Origin of the sequence: Solibacillus sp. FSL R7-0682 (genome assembly GCF_038005985.1) — a bacterium.
GTDB lineage: Bacteria > Bacillota > Bacilli > Bacillales_A > Planococcaceae > Solibacillus.
Genome location: NZ_JBBOUI010000001.1, coordinates 1,402,596 through 1,423,629, shown reverse-complemented (window position 1 = coordinate 1,423,629; position 21,034 = coordinate 1,402,596). Strand labels below are relative to the sequence as shown.

Annotated in this window: 21 protein-coding genes; 3 read left to right on the top strand and 18 right to left on the bottom strand. The window is 36.3% G+C overall.

The window, feature by feature from the left end:
- Positions 1-15 precede the first annotated feature (15 nt).
- From MKZ17_RS07135 to MKZ17_RS07100, 8 genes are all read right to left on the bottom strand, one after another.
- Positions 16-990, bottom strand: a complete 975-nt coding sequence (locus tag MKZ17_RS07135) for an ABC transporter permease (RefSeq protein WP_340723061.1) — start codon at positions 988-990, stop codon at positions 16-18.
- Positions 990-1,934, bottom strand: coding sequence for an ABC transporter permease (locus MKZ17_RS07130; protein WP_340723060.1), 945 nt, complete (start codon positions 1,932-1,934; stop codon positions 990-992). The genes MKZ17_RS07135 and MKZ17_RS07130 overlap by 1 nt, the downstream gene beginning before the upstream one ends.
- 115 nt (positions 1,935-2,049) lie before the next feature.
- A complete protein-coding gene (locus tag MKZ17_RS07125; RefSeq protein ID WP_340723059.1) occupies positions 2,050-3,882 on the bottom strand; it encodes a peptide ABC transporter substrate-binding protein in 1,833 nt (610 codons plus the stop codon).
- Positions 3,883-3,955: 73 nt separating this feature from the next.
- Entirely contained in the window at positions 3,956-5,023 is a 1,068-nt protein-coding gene (locus MKZ17_RS07120; RefSeq protein WP_340723058.1) for a dipeptide epimerase, read from the bottom strand.
- A 14-nt stretch (positions 5,024-5,037) separates the two neighbouring features.
- The gene (locus tag MKZ17_RS07115; protein ID WP_340723057.1) at positions 5,038-5,832 is read right to left on the bottom strand and encodes a M55 family metallopeptidase; all 795 of its coding nucleotides are present in this window, start codon (positions 5,830-5,832) and stop codon (positions 5,038-5,040) included.
- On the bottom strand, positions 5,829-6,476 hold the full coding sequence (locus MKZ17_RS07110; RefSeq protein WP_340723056.1) for a M15 family metallopeptidase: 648 nt from the start codon (positions 6,474-6,476) through the stop codon (positions 5,829-5,831). Before MKZ17_RS07110 ends, MKZ17_RS07115 begins: the two co-directional genes overlap by 4 nt.
- 334 nt (positions 6,477-6,810) lie before the next feature.
- Entirely contained in the window at positions 6,811-7,854 is a 1,044-nt protein-coding gene (locus MKZ17_RS07105; protein WP_340723055.1) for a P1 family peptidase, read from the bottom strand.
- Positions 7,855-8,030: 176 nt separating this feature from the next.
- The gene (locus MKZ17_RS07100; RefSeq protein WP_340723054.1) at positions 8,031-8,159 is read right to left on the bottom strand and encodes a hypothetical protein; all 129 of its coding nucleotides are present in this window, start codon (positions 8,157-8,159) and stop codon (positions 8,031-8,033) included.
- Between the two features lie 254 nt (positions 8,160-8,413).
- Between MKZ17_RS07100 and MKZ17_RS07095 the strand changes: the two genes are divergently transcribed.
- Together MKZ17_RS07095 and MKZ17_RS07090 are read left to right on the top strand one after the other, a co-directional pair.
- Positions 8,414-8,890 carry a 23S rRNA methyltransferase gene (locus tag MKZ17_RS07095; RefSeq protein WP_340723053.1) on the top strand — a complete coding sequence of 159 codons (477 nt, stop codon included), beginning with the start codon at positions 8,414-8,416 and terminating at the stop codon, positions 8,888-8,890.
- A 288-nt stretch (positions 8,891-9,178) separates the two neighbouring features.
- Positions 9,179-11,341 (top strand): EAL domain-containing protein, encoded by a 2,163-nt coding sequence (locus MKZ17_RS07090; RefSeq protein ID WP_340723052.1) that lies wholly within the window; start codon positions 9,179-9,181, stop codon positions 11,339-11,341.
- A gap of 49 nt (positions 11,342-11,390) precedes the next feature.
- On the opposite strand, the gene MKZ17_RS07085 is transcribed toward MKZ17_RS07090, so the two are convergent.
- The 6 genes from MKZ17_RS07085 to yneA form a co-directional block, all read right to left on the bottom strand.
- A complete protein-coding gene (locus tag MKZ17_RS07085) occupies positions 11,391-12,038 on the bottom strand; it encodes an alpha/beta hydrolase (RefSeq protein WP_340723051.1) in 648 nt (215 codons plus the stop codon).
- Between the two features lie 12 nt (positions 12,039-12,050).
- Positions 12,051-12,614 carry a DNA helicase gene (locus MKZ17_RS07080; RefSeq protein ID WP_340723050.1) on the bottom strand — a complete coding sequence of 188 codons (564 nt, stop codon included), beginning with the start codon at positions 12,612-12,614 and terminating at the stop codon, positions 12,051-12,053.
- Positions 12,615-12,976: 362 nt separating this feature from the next.
- Entirely contained in the window at positions 12,977-14,971 is a 1,995-nt protein-coding gene (tkt, locus tag MKZ17_RS07075; RefSeq protein ID WP_340723049.1) for a transketolase, read from the bottom strand.
- Between the two features lie 171 nt (positions 14,972-15,142).
- The gene (locus MKZ17_RS07070; protein WP_340723048.1) at positions 15,143-15,379 is read right to left on the bottom strand and encodes a DUF896 domain-containing protein; all 237 of its coding nucleotides are present in this window, start codon (positions 15,377-15,379) and stop codon (positions 15,143-15,145) included.
- 66 nt (positions 15,380-15,445) lie between these two features.
- Positions 15,446-16,102, bottom strand: a complete 657-nt coding sequence (locus MKZ17_RS07065; protein WP_340723047.1) for a YneB family resolvase-like protein — start codon at positions 16,100-16,102, stop codon at positions 15,446-15,448.
- Entirely contained in the window at positions 16,089-16,436 is a 348-nt protein-coding gene (gene yneA, locus MKZ17_RS07060; protein WP_340723046.1) for a cell division suppressor protein YneA, read from the bottom strand. Before yneA ends, MKZ17_RS07065 begins: the two co-directional genes overlap by 14 nt.
- A 165-nt stretch (positions 16,437-16,601) precedes the next feature.
- Between yneA and lexA the strand changes: the two genes are divergently transcribed.
- Positions 16,602-17,225 carry a transcriptional repressor LexA gene (gene lexA / locus MKZ17_RS07055; protein ID WP_340723045.1) on the top strand — a complete coding sequence of 208 codons (624 nt, stop codon included), beginning with the start codon at positions 16,602-16,604 and terminating at the stop codon, positions 17,223-17,225.
- Positions 17,226-17,306: 81 nt separating this feature from the next.
- Here the strand turns inward: lexA and MKZ17_RS07050 are convergent, their stop codons facing one another.
- The 4 genes from MKZ17_RS07050 to glnA form a co-directional block, all read right to left on the bottom strand.
- On the bottom strand, positions 17,307-18,002 hold the full coding sequence (locus tag MKZ17_RS07050) for a gamma-glutamyl-gamma-aminobutyrate hydrolase family protein (RefSeq protein WP_340723044.1): 696 nt from the start codon (positions 18,000-18,002) through the stop codon (positions 17,307-17,309).
- A 234-nt stretch (positions 18,003-18,236) separates the two neighbouring features.
- Positions 18,237-18,779, bottom strand: coding sequence for a 5' nucleotidase, NT5C type (locus MKZ17_RS07045; protein WP_340723043.1), 543 nt, complete (start codon positions 18,777-18,779; stop codon positions 18,237-18,239).
- A gap of 82 nt (positions 18,780-18,861) precedes the next feature.
- A complete protein-coding gene (locus MKZ17_RS07040) occupies positions 18,862-19,569 on the bottom strand; it encodes a DNA alkylation repair protein (protein ID WP_340723042.1) in 708 nt (235 codons plus the stop codon).
- A 98-nt stretch (positions 19,570-19,667) separates the two neighbouring features.
- Complete coding sequence (gene glnA / locus MKZ17_RS07035; protein ID WP_340723041.1) at positions 19,668-21,002, bottom strand: type I glutamate--ammonia ligase; 1,335 nt, start codon at positions 21,000-21,002, stop codon at positions 19,668-19,670.
- Positions 21,003-21,034: the final 32 nt, after the last annotated feature.

Genomic DNA, 21,034 nt, shown 5'->3' with positions numbered 1-21,034 from the left:
ATAACGCCATCCTCCTTACACGTGATTTTTCGGATCAGCTGCATCCGCAAATGAATTCCCGATAATATAAAAGGCAATTGTAATCACACTTAAAACAATACTTGGGAAAATTAATTGATAACGTAAATCTGGTGACATCATTAATACACGACCTTCATTAATTAAGTTTCCTAAAGATGGCACACTTACTGGAAGCCCTAAGCCGATGTACGTTAAAAATACTTCTGCGCCGATCGCAAATGGTACCGCTAAGCTCATGCGTAGCATAATAACTGAAATTAAATAAGGTAATAGATTTTTAATAATAATACGGTAGCTTGGTGTTCCCAATGTCTTCGAAGCTAAGTTGTACTCCCGATCTCGTAAAATAACAATTTGATTTCGCAGGAAACGAGCCATCTCCACCCAGCCAGTAATACACATTGCAATTATGATAGTAGAGACACTCGGTCTTAAAATATAGGACATCAAAATTAACACAATCGTCGTCGGAATATTATCTACGATGTTATAAAGCTGTGTAAACGGCATTTCGAGCTTACGAGAGAAGCCCCATAAAGCACCAATTGTAAAACCGATAATAACCTCGATAACAGCGACACTAAAGCCGATAAATAACGACGTACGAGTCCCTTCCCAAATACGAGACCATAAATCTTGACCAATTGAGTTCGTACCAAACCAATACTCATCGTTCGGGGAAACATTTCGGTCTTGCATACCTGTATCTGGATTAATATAAATTTCTGTCGGTGATTTTTGATCTGGTAAATATGGTTGAATAAATGTAAAAGCAATTAAAAATACAACAAGAAAGAGTAAAAATACGGCGATTTTATTTTTTAAGAATGAACGGAATGTTGAACGCCAATAAGAATAATTTGAATAGGCCGTCTCTTCCGCTTTTTTCTCATCTGCTACTGCAAATTCGAAAAGCTGTTCATTTGATTTATCCGAAATACTCTGAATCTCTTTTGAATATAGGCCCATTAGCGTACACTATCTCCTTTCCCTAGCTTAATTCGAGGATCGACAATCGCCATTAATAAGTCCCCTAAAATTAATCCAATAATCCCCAGTGAAGAAAAGACAAGAACTAATCCTTGTACGACATTATTATCTTGACGCTGAATGGCATCTACTAATAATCCACCCATACCAGGAATTGAATATAACGATTCAATATAAATTGAACCCGTTATCGTAAATAAAATGGTCGCCGGTAAATATTGTGCCATTGGAATAAAGGCGTTACGTAATACGTGTTGGAACATAATTTTGCGCTCTGTTACCCCTTTTGCACGAGCAAGTTTTATATAATCTTTGTTTAACTCATCTACCATATAGCGACGCATCCACATGGCATAAGAAGCGATTGGGGCTAGTGCCATTGAAATTAATGGTAAAATAAAGCTATTTGGATTATATTCATCAAACAACATCGGTAGTTTCAACCAATCTGTAATATACATTTGAATCATTAAGAAATACACCATTGCTGGTACAGCAACGACAAATACAATATAGCCTGTACCTAAACGATCTAGCCAGCGCCCTTTTAACTGGGCCATTAAAATACCGAGGGGTACTCCTACCAATAACGATAAGATAACTGCCCCTAGACCGAACAGGATGGAATACATCATTTTATCTTGGATAATATCCACTACCGGTACATCTGTACGGTATGTTATGGATTTTCCTAAATCTCCTCGGAATAAATCTGCATAAAAGTTCCCTAGCTGTACAATTAATGGATCTCGCAATCCTAAGTTTGTTAAGTATACTTCTTGTTGTTCTACCGACATTTTTTCTGCTGCAGCACCTAAATAGCCTTCATCAGGCATTAGTCGTAACAGGGAGAAAACAATCGTAATAATAATAAATAACGTGAAAACCGATTGTGCCAATCGTTTTCCAATATATTTGAGCATAGGTGCATCCTCCTCAGTACATTCTCTTAATTAGAACCATTTTTAATAAAATAAGAAAGGAGATGCAGAAAAAATTCTGTCATCCCCTGACCTAACATAAACTAAAAGCGCGAATCTATTCCTTTGAAGCATTTGCTAAAGCTTCTGCACGTTCTTTTTCCCATGCTTCTTTAGCAGACTTGTATTCTTCATTGCTCATTGGCTTTTCTAGGAGTGACTGCCCTTTAAATTTCTCAGATGTTACACCAAATGGAGAATATTGTGATTCGAATGGATTTAATTTTGACGCAACATAACCTGCACCGCCAACAGCGTAAGGAATTACAAATGCTTCTTCAATTAAGAACGCCTCTGCTTGTGCGAATAATTCATAACGTTTTGCAGGCTCTACTTCTGCTTTCGCTGCATCAACTAATTTTTGGTATTCACCATTGTACCCTTCAGCTAGCTCCGGTTTGTTATAAGTTCCACCTTCAGTGAATGGATCTGTGTAAGTTGATGGATCAGCAAAGTCAGGACCCCAGTTTGCTTCGATCATTGAGAATTTACCTGGACGACGAACTTCGCCTAAGAATCCAGTCGCAGGACCCGCATATAATTCAACATCGATATAATCTACACCTAATAATTTTTCTAATTGTTGTTCTACAACTTGTGATCTGTTTGCCCACTCTGGTGATCCAGAGTTATATGGTAAGACAACTTTTACTGGGAATGTTGCTTTCCCTGTTAATGCGGCTACAGCTGCTTCTTTATGTTGAATCGCTAAGTCAGCATTGAATGATTCGTTTTCAGTAATTGCTTTTAAAGGTTCTAGTAATGTGTAATCAACACCTTCAACGTCTACGAAGTTTTTCGGTGTAATTGTATTTGAAATTAAATCTTGCGGATTGTATGGCTCAACCGTTAACATCGCAGATACTCGGTCAAGTGCATGGTACAACGATTTACGGAAGTCCTTATTATTGACAGCCACTTTCCAGTTTTCTGGCGCATACTCTGCATCAAATTGCGGATTGAAATTTAGTGCATAGAAATACGTATAGAAGTTGTTTGTATTTTGACGTACTAGATCTTTTTTCTCTTCGTCTTTTAACCATTGATCTAAAATTGATGTCGGAATTGTTGCGCCATCAATTTCACCACGTAAGAACATTTCAGGTGCTACAGAAGCAGCTTCTTTATTGTATTTGTAACGGATGCGATCAATTTTCACAGCGTCTTTATCCCAGTATTTACTGTTTTTTACAAGTACACGTTCATTTTGTGGTTCGAACTTATCTAAAATGTACGCACCATTATATAAGAAGTTTTCACGAGTTGTCCCGAAGCTTTCCCCTTTTTCAGCTAAAAACGCACCGTTTACAGGGAAGAAACATACATAGTTTAACATCGATAAGAAGTATGGCGTTGACCCTTCTAATGTGTATTCTAATGTTGTTTCATCAATTGCTTTTACTCCAACTTCCGTGAAGTCAGTAATTTCACCGTTATAGAATGCATCACCGTTTTTTACAACAGTTGCAATCCAAGCCGTAGAAGACTCGTTTTTCGCGTCAAGTACGTAATTTAAACCATCTACGAAATCTTGTGCAACGACATCTGCTACTTCTTTTCCTTCATGATCTACCCATTTTACGCCTTCACGTAATTTAAATGTCCAAACGGTTGCATCTGCGTTTGGCTCCCAGCTTTCTGCTAAACCAGGTTTTACAACACCGTACTCATCATATTCAATAAGTCCATCAACTAAGTTTGCAGCAACTGCGAATTCATTTGTTTCAGAAGTTTTTAAGTAGTTTAAAGTTTTAATTTCACCAGAATATACAGTTCTGTATTCTACTGGCTTACTTGAATCTTTCGCTCCGTCAGATCCAGATGAATCATCGCCACAAGCGGCTAAAACAAGTGCAAACATACATGTTAAAGCAAGTAAATACTTTTTCACGTCATTTCCCCCATTTTCTTTTTTGGTTTTGGTGTCCATATGCGCTTATCTTTCGTTCGCACAATGAAGCAACCTATAGTAAAAATCCTAATCCTGGCTTTTCAATCATTTGAATACTTTCGCCTTCAAATATTGGTCCACCTTCAATCGGATCTTTAACACAAAGACTCGGTCCATCTAAATCGACCATTGTGATGTTTTTATTTGCAGCTGCAAAATGAGCAGCAGCGCTTACACTTATTTTTGTTTCCAACATACAGCCAATCATGCATTGGATACCACTTGCCTCTGCAATATGACAAATTTGCTGAGCTTTTGAAATGCCGCCCGTTTTCATCAATTTAATATTGATCAAATCTGCTGCACGTCTTTCAATGAGTTCAAATGCTTCCTTTGGTGAAAAGACACTTTCATCAGCCAAAATATTTGTTTGCGTATAATTCGTTACATATTGCATGCCACTTATATCGCTGTAATGAACAGGTTGTTCGACAAGTTCAATTTGTGCGTCCTTATCTTCTAGCTGTCCGATAATTCGTACCGCCTCTTTAGGTGTCCAGCCTTGGTTGGCATCAACTCGTAAAACCACTTCATTTCCAACAGCTTTACGAATAGCAATGACTCGGTCAACATCCCCTTTTGGATCTTTCCCAACCTTTATTTTTAATATTGAAAAGCCACGATTTACTGCTTCTAGGCTATCCTTTACCATTTCTTCACTGTCATTCACACTAATGGTAATGTCTGTTGTTAACTTGTCTCGATAGCCACCAAGTATTTTATATAAGGGTGCATCATATTTTTTTGCCCATAAATCATACAAAGCCATCTCTACAGCCGCTTTTGCACTCGTGTTTTTATATAGACATTGGTCAATGCGCTCACATAATAAAGCAATTTCATCAATTTCAATGCCGCTAATAACAGGGGCAATAACTTGCTCAATTGCGTATTGAATGGAGCTAACTGTTTCTCCGGTTATGACTTGGGTTGGTGCAGCTTCCCCTATGCCAACTTGACCATCATCTGTCGTAATGTACACAGCTATATTTTGAATATTATGTACAGTTCGTAATGCCGTTTTAAAAGGCGTAATAAGTGGTGCTTCTACTATTCCTACTTTTACTTGAGCTATTTTCATATCATCACCTACTGTTACGTTAAAAATTGTAAAATGCGTAGTACTTCGAAATAATCAGTTGTTTCAAATTGAACGGTATTATGCGGTTTGAATTTTGCACCCGGATAAAATGAATTACGATAAGCCCTCATATGATCTTTGTAAATAATTTCTACGTTAAAATGTTCAGGCAACGTTACTTGAATTTTATTGCGATCTACTTTCATTGCTTCTTCAACAAGGCGCTTTGTTTCTTTCAATGTCTTTTGTGGGCTTACATTAATTGTTGCTGATCCTACGCCTTCCTTCGTTGCGAATGTCACAATATTATCGTTATAACGCGCAATATGTTCTGTTAATGCTTGATCACCGCTCACAAAGGCAACTGGAACTTGATGAAGGGCTGCAGCATATGTGTTAATTAAAAATTCACTTGCATATTCTCCATTAATTTTGACATCTGCTAATAAGCTTAACGTGTGGGCTAATGGATTGCGTTCACTCCCCCCCTCGCTGTGGTAGCCGATAAATATTGCACGATCGAAGCTTTCGTCTAGCCCTGCGACCATACACATGGGCTCATTTGTCCAACCTCTAATTATTTTTACATTTTCAGGAATATCCTCTAATAATAGATTACGTGCTGAATCATGGGCGTCCTTTAATAAAATTTCTGTTGCTCCACCAGCTATTGCCCCTTCAATTGCGGCGAGTACTTCCTTTGTCATTTGCTGTTGAAACTGTATATAATCCGGTAAATTTAATTCAGTTTCACTCCATGTTGTTGTTCCTGTAATCCCTTCTATATCTGCACTAATGTATACTTTCATTTGAAATAATACTCCTTTAGTTCATTTTGTTTAATTGTTGCATGTATAGGCCCGTAAATCGCCTGCTTTAAGCCCGATTTTCTTGCCCAAGTAACATTGCCAAAATCATAATGCCACCATTCTTCCTCATAATTTTTGAAACCAGCTAATGACATACTATTAAATAATAGTCTTCGATTTTGCAAAGCTACTAGATTTTCTTGAGGATAAGACTCAAAGTAAGCAGTTGCTGATTGGGCCGTAGTTTCATCAAAAGCAGTGCCCATATCTAGTGGGTTCCCATCAGCATCACCTATTGTTAAGTCAATAGCTCCTCCCGTTAAATGCGGTGCAGGATAACCATCTTCAATACTCGGAAACGCCACATATTTTAATGTTTCTGATTGAATCTCCTCCACTGACCAGTTTGGATTTTTCTTCCTAATTTTCTGTTTTATTTGCTCAAATAAAAACTGCTGTACTTGAAGAGGGCGAAAGCCATCATAAAGTATGAAGCTATATTGAGCAGGTAAATAAGAGAGCGCAACGAACAATTGCTTCGCAGTTTGCTCACGTAAATAAACTTTTTTCAAACTATTCGGAATATTATGTTCGTAATAACTTGCATAAATGAAAAGTCGATGCATAATCGGTTTGATCTGCACTAACGGCTCTTTGTTTTCTTTTATGATCGGTTTAATAGTCGTAGGAATCACCATTTCTATAGGCTGAAATAATTTTTCTTTAATTGTGTAACACCTCTATTATGTAATAAATATTCATACATAAAATATTATAAAATTTAGATTATTCTGTTATTAATTAATAAAATACCATATATATTTCGATTATGGAAGTTTTTTTCTTGATTAATAAACCAATATTAAAAATATTAGAAATGTTTAAATAATAGTAATAAAGTAAAACTTTAATATTATATTCAGCCCAATTAAATATGTTACATCATATAAAATTCGTTCATCTATTTTAGGAAAAAAATTAAAAATGATACGCCTCGACGATATTTCCGTTTCTGCCTTTTGTTGTTTTTGCCTGGGACAATGAATTCATAATTGCTTCTTCGGTTACTTCCGCCGCCGCAGCAAATAGTTCATTCATAACCGGGTGGTCCTCTCGTATTTGTTGGCGTGATTCCATATAATTGCTTTCGTTATGATTAATTTGATGAGCGGTTGTAAAACCAATAACAATATCCCCACTACCGTGTGAAAAATGACTACCTGTTCGTCCAAGTCCTACGCCACATCGTTTTACAACGCGTGTTAGTTGGCTACTACTTAATGGAATGTCTGTCGCAAGAATTATAATAATCGAACCATCCGTAGGAGGAATTGTTGACTGCTGTTGCTCATTACTTCCCTTGTATCGGTCCTTTTGCATTTCATGACTTGCGCCAAAATTGGTTAATACTAAACATCCAACTGTATATGAATCCGCCGAACCCTTTACGTCTACAATACGAGAAGACGTACCGATTCCCCCTTTATAACCAAAGCAAACCATTCCCTTTCCCGCGCCGACTGCTCCCTCATCGGCCTTTTGACCTGTGGCATTTTCAATTGCTTGTATCGCGTGCTCCGGGGTAACGAATAAATGTCGAATAGAATTCAAATGACTATCGTTACATTCTCCAACAACTACATTCACTGTTCCAGTTGTGACACCAATTTCTTCATTTTCTTTGAGTAAATATTGAAGTGTTCCGTGTGTCACAGCAGGTACACTAAAAGTATTTGTCAGCATAATTGGAGATTCAATTAAACCAAGTTCATTTACTTGAATAAGTCCTGTCGTTTTACCAAACCCATTTATTACATAGCTCGCAGCAGTTACTTTTTGTTGAAATATATTTCCCCCATGAGGCAAGATAGCAGTTACTCCCGTGCATGCTACATCCCCTTCATCATTAATTGGCTGATCAATTGTGACGTGACCTACATGAACTCCTTGTACATCTGTAATGCAATTGTTTTTGCCTGTTGGCATATGACCAATTTGAATACCTCGATCGCGTATTTTCATATAAATACTCCTTTTCATATTATTTACAAACTATGCCTCCATCCTAACGTAACTTTATCCATTTAGAAAGAAAAAAAGGAAAACAATTGAGTATCCTCAACTGTTTTCCTTACGTATCATGTAATGGTCTCAAAATATTGTAAAACCTCATCTTTATATTCAATAAGCATTCATATTTATAAATCAATGATTCCTCTTGTCCAGCGGTCGACAAAACTTTCGAATGTTATCCCGTAGCGATTATACACCTCATGATAAACGAAATAAACGCCAAGTTTATCCAATAACTCGTCATTAATTCTCAACGTACTTTACCCTCTTTCATCTTTATTCACCGATGTTGCCATACTATCCATTCCACTTAAAACACTTCTACTTATTACATTCCCACAATTGACACTGTTTATACGGATTTTTAATGTGACGATAAAAATTTAATCTTTCTATATAATCCAGTTGGTTGTTACAAATATTTCACAATCAAGTGCGAATTTGGCATGTTTCAAGAAATACAATTTAGTAAGATGGAAATAACGATATAAACGATGGAGGGACTCTAATGGAGAAACTGCTATTACTCATTTTTACAATATTAATACTTGTAGGCTGTAGTGATATTAAAGAAGCCGTATCTGGCATTTCAACTAGAGCAGACGACGCAGCTTCTGCTATTTCAATAGAAGTGCATAACATTCGTGCTATAGAGCTTCAACACGAAAACGAAAATTTTACAATAAACGACCTTTTTAAAACTACTTTACGCGATGTACAGTGGAATTATGATGAACAAGCCCAACAATTAAAAGTTACAGGTTCATGGAAAGATAACGGATTATTTTCGGATCAAGATTTTCAAGGAATCGAAAAAAAACAGTTACTTGAAAACGGTGAAATCGAAGTATTACTTTTAATAAAGGATGGCTTAATAATAGAAGATGAAACAGTAGTTAAACTGTTGTTTCATGGGAATACTTTAATTGAGCAAAAAGGGCTTGACGCATTACAACAGTTTTATAACGTATACATAGCGCAATAATATAGAGCAACTACAAATTTATACTTCTTAAATCGTATATTTTTAAATAATATGAGACAATTAATTTAAAAGTTACTATTTCATAAAGAAAAATAGACGAACCTACTTTCCAAATACATTCCCTTCATTACGAGGAGAATGTTTTTTTATACGTAAAAAGCTATTCTCTCATACTTAAGTCATGGTAAATACGAATTTTTCAAACAATTCTATATTTTCACTTTCATTTACTGGGAATTTTGTTATACTTTAATTGTTAAATATACCTAGTAAAAAGGGGTGTTTTCGATGCTAATTAAACAATTAATTCCCCCATCCAATGACCAATTATTAATTTGGTTAAAAACTTTAAGTAACCAACTTTCAAAAGGGACGGTCATCATTAATTACCAGGATTCAAACTTACCAATCTTACATGCGAACGATGATTTTCTAAAACTAACCAATTATAAACTAGAAAACTTAGTCGGACAAAGCTTAACAATCTTAAATGGGCATCGAACAAATTTAGACACTTATCAGGAGTTGCACCATCATTTGAAAAATGGGCTAGCCAAAGAATTCACGTTAGTACATTATACAATGGACGGTTCTGCATTTTGGCATAAAATCACAATCCATCCGATTAAAAATGAACACCAAACGACTCAGCTCCTATTATTAACTTGTGAGGATAATACAGAATTAGCTTTGAATAAAATGCTTTCAAAGCTTGAACATGAAGTATATGAAGCAATTGATGTAGATCATAATTTACAATCGATATTATCATTAATTACTAAAAAGATTGAAAAATATTATATTCGTGATGTTTATTGTACAATACACCTTTTTGATAATGAATTAACATTAAATTCTATAGGCTCTAATACACTACCAATTGAAATTATAAACGAGCTCGAGTTATTAAAAATTACACCGAATATTGGGTTTAATGATTCCGCAATTTACCTTAAAGAATTTATTCTTACAAAACAGCAAGAACAGTTATTGTGTACCAATCAGTTAAATTACCTATATAGCTCTTGGACAAAACCAATCATTGTTTCACAAAAAAACATGATGGGCATTCTTACATTGTTTAACCAAGATAATATTGAATTAAAGCAGGCAGATATCAATTATTTAAATCGACTTACTTTACTTATACAGCTAGCGATTAAGTATGCAATTCAAAAAAATGAACTGCGAAGGTTAGCCTTTTATGATGTAGAAACACATTTGCCAAATGCACATTACTTTAAATCAAAATTAAGTCAATGGCTAACTGAAGGGAAAAGTGGCTTTACTGCATTAATTCACCCAACCGAATACAATAAAATTGTTGATTTATATGGACGTAATGCTGGATCAGAGCTATTAAGTCAAATTGTAAAACGCATGTACCAGCTTACGGCACCCCATGATTTTTTTATTGCGCGTTTTTCAAATTCAATAATTGTTGGAACTAAAACAGATTCATTGGATTGGTCTATTTATAAACTGCTCATTGATTCGTTAACGAAAAAGCCCTTTATCCTTAACGGTATTGAAAATTATATTACATTAAAAATCGGCGTAACGACATTCAATCAGCAGAAAACGATCGAACAATGTATTCATGAAGTTGATATCGCATTATCTAAAGCAAGAAAAATTAATGGTACAAGTGTGGCAGAATATGAAGAGAATAGTAATAAGCCACTTGCCGTTGAAATGGAAATTTTCAATCAGCTTACGTATGGAATACAAAATAGTGAATTCTACGTACATTTACAACCAAAAATAAATATTAAAACATTAGAAGTAGAAGGGTTCGAGGCATTATCTCGCTGGCATTCACATGTACTCGGAAATGTTTCCCCAGCTCAGTTCATTCCAATCGCTGAAAAATCAGGGAAAATTAAAGAAATAGATTTATTAAACTTTAAAACGATATTAACATGGCTACAAAATTTACTTAATCAAGGCAAAAAGGTGTTACCTGTCGCTTTAAATGTATCGCCTGATCATTTTTATGAACCCAAATTTTTAGATAATATTATTAAACTATTTAAACAATACAATGTTCCAGCAAAATATATTAAATTTGAAGTAACAGAAAGCATAGAACTTGAGGATCTTACAAAAGCAAAAGAAATTTTAATGAAGTTAAATGAACTGGGTATTGAAAGCTCCATAGATGATTTTGGCGTTGGCTATTCATCCTTAAGCTATTTACCGAAACTGCCATTTTCTGAAATTAAAATTGACCGAAGCTTTATCAATGCAATGAATGAACCAGGTATGTATGCAGTAGTCCAAACTATCATACAGCTTGCTGAAAATATTCATATGCGCGCCATTGCTGAAGGAATCGAAACTGAGGAACAGCTAATAATGCTACAGGAGCTAGGCTGTCCGGCTGGACAAGGCTTTTACTTCTATAAGCCAATGTCTATTGAGGAAGCAGAAAATTTGATTACTGAATAAACTAGAAAGGGGTACATGATTATATACTATCATGTACCCCTTTCTAATATTAATTTAATGTTGTCTTTAAATCTTCTGCTATGAAAGCTATTAAATCTTGTAAATTTTGTTCGCACACACCATGGCCAACTGGGTATGTTTTAAACGTTACTTTTGTTCCGTAATCATTAAAAAAGCGTACTGCATGCTCCGCCCAAACAAATGGGAAATCATAATCATATTCACCATGTGAAATGAAAATTTTCGATTCATCCATCGTTTTTTTGCTGTATTCTAACGCAGCAAATTCAGGTAAATAGCCACTTAATGCTACTGTCCCTCGCAATGCATTCCCCATCACCATCGCTAACGATTGGGCAATAGCTGCTCCTTGGTTGAATCCAACAACATAAAGCTGTTTTGGATCTAAATTGTACTCTTCAACTGCTTCTAAAATAAAGCTTTCTGTAGCTTTTAATACTTTATCAAAAATCTCACGATGTGGTTTACCCTCTTCTTCAAATGTGTAAAAAGCAAACCCTGGTCGATGCTTAATGGGTCCTTGTAAGCTAAAAATGTGGCATTGTGACGAGAACGAGTCAACTAGTTGCAATAAATCGTTTTCATCACTACCTAGACCGTGTAATAAAAAGATAGCTGGCTTTTTTTGTCCATCATTTTGTGGAGCTTTGTGTAAAAAAATATATGGTGATTTCATTGTATTTCTCCTTTAAGAAAGCGTCATTTGATTGACGATTTGATCTGCATGATAAGCTATGTAGCCTTCTATTATTTTCAATGTCTCATCAATATCGCCCTTACATAAAATATCAGCATTGGTTACTGTTACATGCGTTAAAAAATCAATGCGTAATGTATGTTCTACCGATGCATAGGCATAATCGTAAATGACATCTTCATCCGTCACTTTTAACGCCGCATACTGCTTATGAAATGCACTCGTATAGTCGTCCATTTTTTCGCCAACGTCTTGACGGATTCGCATTTGTTGCGCCATTAGTTCATTTTCGAGATAACTCATTTTTGGAACTTGTCCAGCGCCATATGTCATACGAATTAATTGGGACCATGCTGTTTTATTCTCTACAAAATACGCAATATTTAACATTAATCGATCGTAAAAATCTTCTTTAGACGATGAGGATTCACGTTTTTGCGAAACATTTTGTTGAATCACTTGTTCAAAGCTTTCCATATCTGCTTTATTTGTTAGTAAAAATAATTGCTGTTCAATGTATTTTGTAATGTCATTTTGTATTTGGTCAGTTGTCATGATATTTTCACTTCCTCACATAGTACCTAGCTTTTTTCCAACCTTTATCGTACCATTCCTTGCCGATTTAAGCACGTTTTCAATTGAAATTTTATATAAAAAATTCGGCCGGGACAAAATATAAAAAACAGGATTTTTCTCTTTAGAAAAATCCTGTTTTTTTGCTATGGAAGGAATTGACTTCCGTTCCGGGTACGCTTTCCGCGGGCACGGCCTGAGCCTGTAGTCTCAGGCGTCGTGCTGTTCCCGCGGGAGTCGACCCTGCACTCCAATCAATTCAATAACTATCAAATTTCCACTAATCGGAAACCTAATTTTCTTCTAAAAATATAGTTTTGTCCGAAGCACATTTGCTATACGTATTAAAGTGCTTTTACTTTCGCTACTACGTTTTCTACTGTAAAACCGTATTTCTCCATAACTAATTCACCTGGAGCTGATGCACCGAACTTGTCAATTGCAAGTACATCGCCATCAAAGCCTACATATTTATGCCAGCCCAATGATGCACCCATCTCGATTGCTAAACGTTTTGTTACAGCTTTTGGTAAAACTGTTTCTTTGTATTCTTTTGTTTGCTTTTCGAAACGATCCATCGCAGGCATTGATACAACTGAAGCATCGATTCCATCTGCTAATAATGCTTTTTGAGCTTCCACTGCTAAAGAAACTTCTGAACCTGTCGCAATTAAAATTGCATCTGGTGTTTCTTTTGTTGCTGGTGATACTACATAAGCCCCTTTTGCAACGCCTTCATACACAGTTTCTTTTGCTACATTCAGCACTGGTAAGTTTTGACGAGATAATACTAACGCAGTAGGAGTTGATTCACTTTCTACCGCTAACTTCCATGCTGCTACTGATTCGTTCGCATCTGCTGGACGTATAACAGAAAGGTTTGGCATCGCTCGTAATGAAGCTAAGTGTTCAACTGGCTCGTGAGTTGGACCATCTTCCCCTACAGCAATTGAATCGTGTGTGAACACGTATGTTACTGGTAAGCCCATTAATGCTGATAAACGAACCGCTGGACGAACGTAGTCAGAGAATACGAAGAATGTACCACCGAATACATTTAAGCCACCGTGTAACGCCATACCGTTTAATGCTGCACCCATCGCAAATTCACGTACACCGAACCAAATGTTACGGCCTTCTGGCGTTTCTGCGAAGAAGTCACCAGCACCTTTAATCGTCGTTTTATTTGAACCTGCTAAGTCAGCAGAGCCACCAAAGAATGATGGTAATTTTTTCGCAATGGCATTAATTGCATCACCAGAAGATGATCGTGTTGCAACAGATTTACCTGCTTCATATACTGGTAATTCTGAAGCAAAGTCTGCTGGTAATTTATTTTCCATTGCGTTGACAAATTGTTCAGCAAGCTCTGGGTATTCTGCTTTATAGCTCTCAAAAATTTCATTCCAAGCTGCTTCGGCTTGAACACCTTGTACATCAGCTGCCGCTTTAAATGTGTCATATACTTCAGCCGGCACGTGGAATGGCTCATGCTCCCAAGCATAAGCTGCTTTTGTTAATACGGCTTCTTCAGCACCAAGTGGTGAACCGTGAGAGTCTGCTTTACCAGATTTGTTAGGAGAACCAAAACCAATTACTGTTTTTACTTCAATTATTGTTGGACCACCTGTATTTTGTTTTGCTGTTTCGATTGCTTTATTAATAGCTGTAATATCTGTACCGTCTGCAACTTTTAAGTAGTTCCATCCGTAAGATTCAAAACGTTTTTGGATGTTTTCTGAGAATGACTTTTCTAAATCACCATCAAGTGAAATATCATTTGAATCATATAACACAATTAACTTATCTAATTTTAAGTGACCTGCTAGAGAAATGGCTTCTGCAGCAACACCTTCCATTAAGTCACCGTCTCCACAAAGTGCAAATGTGTAGTGATCGACAATGTCTAAGCCAGGCTTGTTGTATGTCGCCGCTAAGTGACGTTCCGCCATTGCCATTCCAACTGTCATCGCGATACCTTGGCCAAGTGGACCTGTTGTTGCTTCTACCCCAACTGTGTGACCAAATTCAGGATGTCCTGGTGTTAAAGAATCCCATTGACGGAAGTTTTTAATTTCTTCCATCTCTAAACCGTAACCACCTAAGTGAAGTAAGCTATATAAAAGCATAGAGCCGTGTCCTGCCGATAATACGAAGCGGTCACGGTTAAACCATTTTGGATTTTGTGGATTATGTCGTAGTTGTTTTGTCCATAACGTATAGGCCATTGGAGCAGCACCCATTGGTAAGCCTGGGTGACCAGAATTGGCTTTCTCGATTGCATCGATTGATAGTGTACGGATTGCGTTAATTGCTTGCTGATCCATCTGTTGTGTCATTATGTGACATCCTTTCTCGAACTATATATTTGTGAAATAAACAGTATAAAATTTCACTTTTCTTCATCTTACAGTTTAGACAAAATTGATGAAGAAAACAATCATTTCTCTAAACGTTTCAGAAATATGACATACTTAATGATAAATATGTCATATTAATTAAAATTAATGTTAATTAATGAATTTTTTTTGTTCTTTAATTTGCTTTAATTTTTCTGGTGTAACATCATTACCTTCTTCATCAACCACTTTAACGTGCTCAATTGTATCGCGCATTGTCGAGCGGAATACATCTAAATACTCTTTACGAAGTGCTGTACGCTCCTTCGCCTGTTCCTCTGTCAGTTTACCTTCTTTTGCTAATTTTGATAACTCGTTAATTCGAGCGATTTTTTCTTTCGATAACATATCGTTCTCACCTTTCATTATTACAATAATACAAAGGTATGAAAAAACGACTTGAAGTGCAAGTGTTTACTCTTCAAGTCGGTCCATATATTCAATATATCTTCGATGAACGGTTGCCTTGCTAATTTGTATTCCTAGTCCTGAAAGGGTTGTGGCGATTTCTGCAAACGTTAACCCTTTTTGACGTAATTGAACAATTTCTTCAACAGGTACATCTTTCCGTTCGCGCCCTTCAATGTTGCCTCGGTTTTTTAAATTGTTTTGTGGCATGTAACCATTTTCCACCGCTCGACGCATGCCCCGACGAATTTTTGCGTTATGCATCCGACGCTGATATTCCTCTACAATAGCCAAAATCTCAAGCAGCATTGTATCCATTTCGTTCAAGGCAAGTGGTCCAGCATCATTTAATGAGTATACCGTTGCTTCATATTTTTGAATAAGATGTAAAACCGCCATACGTGCATTACCACGCCCTAAACGTGTTTCATCCTGTACAAATAAAACTTTTATTTGTTGCTCCTTCATGTAATCAAGCATGTCTAATAAGCCATCTCGATCGACATCAAAGCCACTACTTTGATCTTTAAATACTGCAAGCTCTTGAAAGCCAAATGATTTTGCGTATTTTGTTAATTCTTCTTGTTGACGTACTAATGATGTTTCTTGCGTGTTCTTTTCAGTACTGACACGACAATAGAGTGCTGCTTTACTTTGATTCATTATCTTCTCTCGCTACTTTTATAGATTGTACATGAGACGGTTCATTTCGTTCAGCAATATATGCTGAATTTTTTTCAACAGGAACTGCTAATACTTGTCCACTGATCACATCTTCACTATGTAATGCATTATCCCTTATTACTGCATGAACCCAATCATGTTTAGTCATTTTACCACTATATTGCTCGGCTAACGACCATAATGTATCACCTTGCTCAATTGTAATCTGTTCGTATAATTCAATTTTTTCATCTTTAATATAAATAAGTGCAACTAAAATAAATGAAAATAATAAAAACATTGATACAAAGCTATTTAACTGGATTTTTTTCATTTTGATTTACCCCTTTTCGAATATATGTTCGGAATGTTTGTTCTCATATTAATACGAACATATGTTTTTGTCAACATGTTTTCGAACCTATGTTTGCATTTTTGTTCGCATACTGCTATACTGAACGTAATAAAAAATATCATTGTATATAAAGAGGTGAGTAAGTTGACATCAAAAATTTCAAAGCGACAACAAGCAATTCTAGCTTTTATAAAAGAGGAAGTTCGTGCAAAAGGCTATCCACCATCTGTTCGAGAAATTGGTGAGGCTGTTGGATTAGCTTCAAGTTCAACTGTCCATGGGCATTTAGCTCGTTTAGAAAGTAAAGGGCTTATACGTCGTGACCCAACAAAGCCACGTGCGATCGAAATTTTAGAGCAAGAAGATGTTACCGTTCCAAAGCAAGGTGTAATTCACGTACCATTAATCGGGAAAGTTACAGCTGGTTTACCGATTTCTGCAATCGAAGATATTCAAGAATACTTCCCTCTGCCAGATACATATGGCTCTTCAGAAGACGAATTATTCATGTTGGAAATTATGGGAGAATCCATGATTGAAGCGGGAATTTTAGATGGTGATTATGTTATCGTTAAGAAATGTTCAACAGCAAATAACGGTGAAATAGTCGTTGCCATGACAGAAGATGATGAAGCAACTGTAAAGCGTTTCTATAAGGAAAAAACGTACTTCCGTTTACAACCTGAAAATAGCTCAATGGAGCCAATTATAGTTAATCAAGTAACGATTTTAGGGAAAGTCGTTGGTTTATATCGTAACGTTCATTAATAAAACAGGGCGTATCTGAAAAGAATTACTTTCAGATACGCCCTATTATTTTGGTTATACTTTCTACTTAGAACCCTATAATTACTGCTTACAAGCATCTACAAAGCTTTTAAACAAGCGTTGTGCATAAACATCTCCGTTTGGTGCTAATTCCTCAGGGTGCCATTGTACAGATATACAATACGGATGCGCCTCATGCTCAATTCCTTCAATAACCCCATCTTTAGCAACAGCTGATAGTTTAAGACCTTCGCCTAACTTTCCTATTGATTGATGGTGGAACGTATTAACTCGGAACGTATTATCGCCAAAGATTTCTTTAAACTTTGGTGTTAACACCTCCACACTATGTGCTAGCTCACCACGCTTTGATGGTTGTTTATGTAAAAGTGGGCTTTCAACCTGGGAAGGAATATCTTGAATAATAGTGCCTCCAAAAGCTACATTCATTACTTGTTGCCCACGACATACACCTAATATCGGCATTTGCTTTTTAAAGGCATAGTTCATTAATAGAAGATCACTATCATCACGTTTCCTTACAACCGGGCCAATTTTCGGATGTGGTTCTTCTCCAAATAAATATGGATCTATATCCTCACCACCAATTAATAATAAACCGTCAACCCTTGATAATAATTCCTCAACTGTATCTTCCGTTGCATTGGGAATACAGATTGGGATTCCTCCCGCTAGTTCTATAGAGTGCAAATACGCATTATTAATATCTAATTTTTTGTTAGTATCATACATCGTTAACCCGATAACTGGTTTCATTTGAACCACCCTCTCAGCTACTAGTAATCGCCTAAAATATTTTTCGGACTATTCAAATTATACTATCATCTTACTGCAAATTACTAGAACTACGAAATAAATTATCATCGTCACAATTTTTTTATATTCGACATTTCCCGCGCAATAAAGTAAAGGTCATTGTAGGTCAGTATACGTGGGATTTCCTTTATCAAAAAAAGGATGAATTGCACAAATGACAATTCATCCTCCGAATTAAACTACTAACGCTTTAAGAAAATAGCTTCTAATTTCCTGCCAGTTATTCACACGAATAAACCCTTCTGTTGTTGCATTATATGGCATTCCATAAAGTAAACCAGTACCTTTAAAGGCAGCTAATTGATTAGGGCTATCATCGATTAAATAATCGGTATGTATAACCGCTTTATTTCCACAGAATACAATGTTTTGTCTTTTTAAAAACGGTAAATACTTCATGAGCCAATCATATTTTGCATTAAATGAACCAGGAACATCCATCGCTGCTGTTGCAATATAGATTTCATAATGCTCTTGTAGCTCTTGTATAACCTCGATTGCATCCATATCCAATACTTCTAAATCTCTAAAATAGTCCGGTTCATTTAAAATTGCGAACAATTTTTTAGCGTCTTCTCTTGGTAAATCACGCTGTGTTGTTAATAAAAATTCTTCATCTGTAAAATTTGTACCGAAATTTTCGTTGTATGTCATTCTCAGTTTTTTGTAAAAGTTTGCTAATACTTGGTCCATATCAATCGCAATACTTTTTTTCATCATAAGCCCCCTCTTCGTTTCTTATTTTTAGTTTAATCAACTCCATACGATGAAACAAGGGAATGCATGAAATTTTACATTTTTAACATCTGACATATTTTCGTTTAAAGCCAATACGATCTTTTTCAACTTGCTTTTGAATTGACTCATAGGCATTCAATTGAGATGGCTTTTTAGTTTCTCGCTTTATTTCAATACCTCCAATTGCTTGTGCAATTTCTAATGCTTCCTTATGCAATGGTACATAAGATACCCCTACTGTAACGACAAAATTATTCATCGATACTTTCGTTCGCTCTGGTGCATCATGAATCGTATTTTTCACCAACTCCAGCATAGCAAGTAGTTTCTCTCTGGAAAATTCATGGTCTTTTCGGCTCCCTAATAGCCAACAATAACAGCTCCAACCAGCTGACATTTTCAGTTCATCACCACTTGATATCCAATTATCTGAAACTTGCTGTGCAATGTCAGACTCCGCCAAAGTCACCGCGACAATGTAATCAGAAATCATGTAGAAATATGCAGTATCAATCCAACGATTATAATCCTCTTCAGTCATCGCTTGTGGATCAGCAATAATGCCAGCAAAATACATTGCATCATAATTTCCAGTTGCATATAGCTGTTCTGCTAGCTCTTGATTAATTTTAATTTTTTTCGCAATCGGCTTCATTGCACCTGTCGCAACACCATAAACCGGTTCTTTCGCTCCATTTGACATATACATTTTTTTCGAACGCTCTTTGCCTAATGCCTCTAGCTCGTGCATAACTGTTTGAAACTCCATTGCATACACCCCTTTAAATTATCAGTTCTATTGTATATTTTTTTAACGACAAAAAAAAGCGTTAGAGCACCGTGGCCCTAACACTTTAATTCTATGAATTAATACATTTTCATATATTGGTCGCGTTCCCATTGGTGTACTGTTGAACGGTACATGTCGAACTCGATTTCTTTTGCTTCCTTAAAGTTTGCGTAAATGTGCTCACCTAAAGCTGCTTGCACAACTTCATCCTTAGCAAGTAAAGCTAAAGCATCATCTAAAGCTGCTGGTAAATTATCAATTCCATTAGATTTACGCTCTTCTTCACTCATCACATAAATGTTGCGGTTGATTGCAGGTGGAGGTGTCAACCCTTTACGGATACCTTCAAGACCGGCTTCTAAAATTACAGCCATTGCTAAATAAGGATTTGCTGACGGGTCCACTGAACGTACCTCTACACGAGTAGAAATACCGCGAGAAGATGGAATACGAATTAGTGGTGAACGGTTTTGAGCAGACCAGGCAACATAACAAGGTGCTTCATAACCAGGTACTAAACGTTTATAAGAGTTTACAGTTGGGTTTGTAATCGCCGTAAAGCCTTGAACGTGCGCTAATACACCTGCCATAAACTGCATTGCTGTTTCAGATAAGCCTAGCTCTGTAGATTCATCATAGAATGCATTTACTTTTTCTTTAAATAAAGAAACGTTAAAGTGCATTCCTGATCCAGCTTCACCAAATAAAGGTTTTGGCATGAATGTAGCATGTAATCCATGCTTACGTGCAATTGTTTTAACAACTAATTTAAATGTTTGGATGTTGTCACAAGCTGTAATCGCATCTGCATATTTAAAGTCAATTTCGTGTTGACCAGGTGCTACCTCGTGGTGCGAAGCTTCAATTTCAAAGCCCATTTCTTCAAGCTCTAAAACGATATCACGACGGCAGTTTTCACCTAAGTCCGTTGGTGCTAAGTCGAAGTAACCTCCATTGTCATTTACTTCTAACGTTGGTTCACCTTTTGCATCGAGTTTGAATAAGAAAAACTCTGGCTCTGGTCCTAAGTTAAAGTTTGTAAAACCTAACTCTTGCATTTCTTTTAATACACGCTTTAAGTTGTTACGTGGGTCACCAGCGAATGGCGTTCCGTCTGGATTGTAAATATCACAAATAAATCGTGCTACTTTCCCTTTTTCTGCAGTCCATGGGAATACCATAAATGAATCGTAGTCAGGATATAAGTACATATCTGATTCTTCAATACGAACAAAACCTTCGATTGAAGATCCGTCAAACATCATTTTGTTGTCCAACGCTTTGTCTAGCTGACTTACAGGAATTTCAACGTTTTTAATTGTTCCTAAAATGTCAGTAAACTGTAAACGAATAAATTTTACTTCATGTTCTTGTACAAGGCTTTTAATGTCTTCTTTTGTGTATTTACCCACTATATCCACACTCCTAAATTTGTTCAGTACCG

Coding starts and splice junctions, on each gene's coding strand:
- MKZ17_RS07135 (WP_340723061.1), bottom strand. CDS start 990: ATGGGCCTATATTCAAAAGAGATTCAGAGTATTTCGGATAAATCAAAT.
- MKZ17_RS07085 (WP_340723051.1), bottom strand. CDS start 12,038: ATGAAATCACCATATATTTTTTTACACAAAGCTCCACAAAATGATGGA.
- MKZ17_RS07105 (WP_340723055.1), bottom strand. CDS start 7,854: ATGAAAATACGCGATCGAGGTATTCAAATTGGTCATATGCCAACAGGC.
- MKZ17_RS07070 (WP_340723048.1), bottom strand. CDS start 15,379: ATGTTATCGAAAGAAAAAATCGCTCGAATTAACGAGTTATCAAAATTA.
- MKZ17_RS07045 (WP_340723043.1), bottom strand. CDS start 18,779: ATGAAAAAAAGTATTGCGATTGATATGGACCAAGTATTAGCAAACTTT.
- MKZ17_RS07120 (WP_340723058.1), bottom strand. CDS start 5,023: ATGAAAATAGCTCAAGTAAAAGTAGGAATAGTAGAAGCACCACTTATT.
- MKZ17_RS07130 (WP_340723060.1), bottom strand. CDS start 1,934: ATGCTCAAATATATTGGAAAACGATTGGCACAATCGGTTTTCACGTTA.
- MKZ17_RS07040 (WP_340723042.1), bottom strand. CDS start 19,569: ATGGAGTTTCAAACAGTTATGCACGAGCTAGAGGCATTAGGCAAAGAG.
- MKZ17_RS07050 (WP_340723044.1), bottom strand. CDS start 18,002: ATGAAACCAGTTATCGGGTTAACGATGTATGATACTAACAAAAAATTA.
- MKZ17_RS07115 (WP_340723057.1), bottom strand. CDS start 5,832: ATGAAAGTATACATTAGTGCAGATATAGAAGGGATTACAGGAACAACA.
- MKZ17_RS07095 (WP_340723053.1), top strand. CDS start 8,414: ATGGAGAAACTGCTATTACTCATTTTTACAATATTAATACTTGTAGGC.
- MKZ17_RS07065 (WP_340723047.1), bottom strand. CDS start 16,102: ATGAATCAAAGTAAAGCAGCACTCTATTGTCGTGTCAGTACTGAAAAG.
- MKZ17_RS07080 (WP_340723050.1), bottom strand. CDS start 12,614: ATGACAACTGACCAAATACAAAATGACATTACAAAATACATTGAACAG.
- yneA (WP_340723046.1), bottom strand. CDS start 16,436: ATGAAAAAAATCCAGTTAAATAGCTTTGTATCAATGTTTTTATTATTT.
- MKZ17_RS07090 (WP_340723052.1), top strand. CDS start 9,179: ATGCTAATTAAACAATTAATTCCCCCATCCAATGACCAATTATTAATT.
- tkt (WP_340723049.1), bottom strand. CDS start 14,971: ATGACACAACAGATGGATCAGCAAGCAATTAACGCAATCCGTACACTA.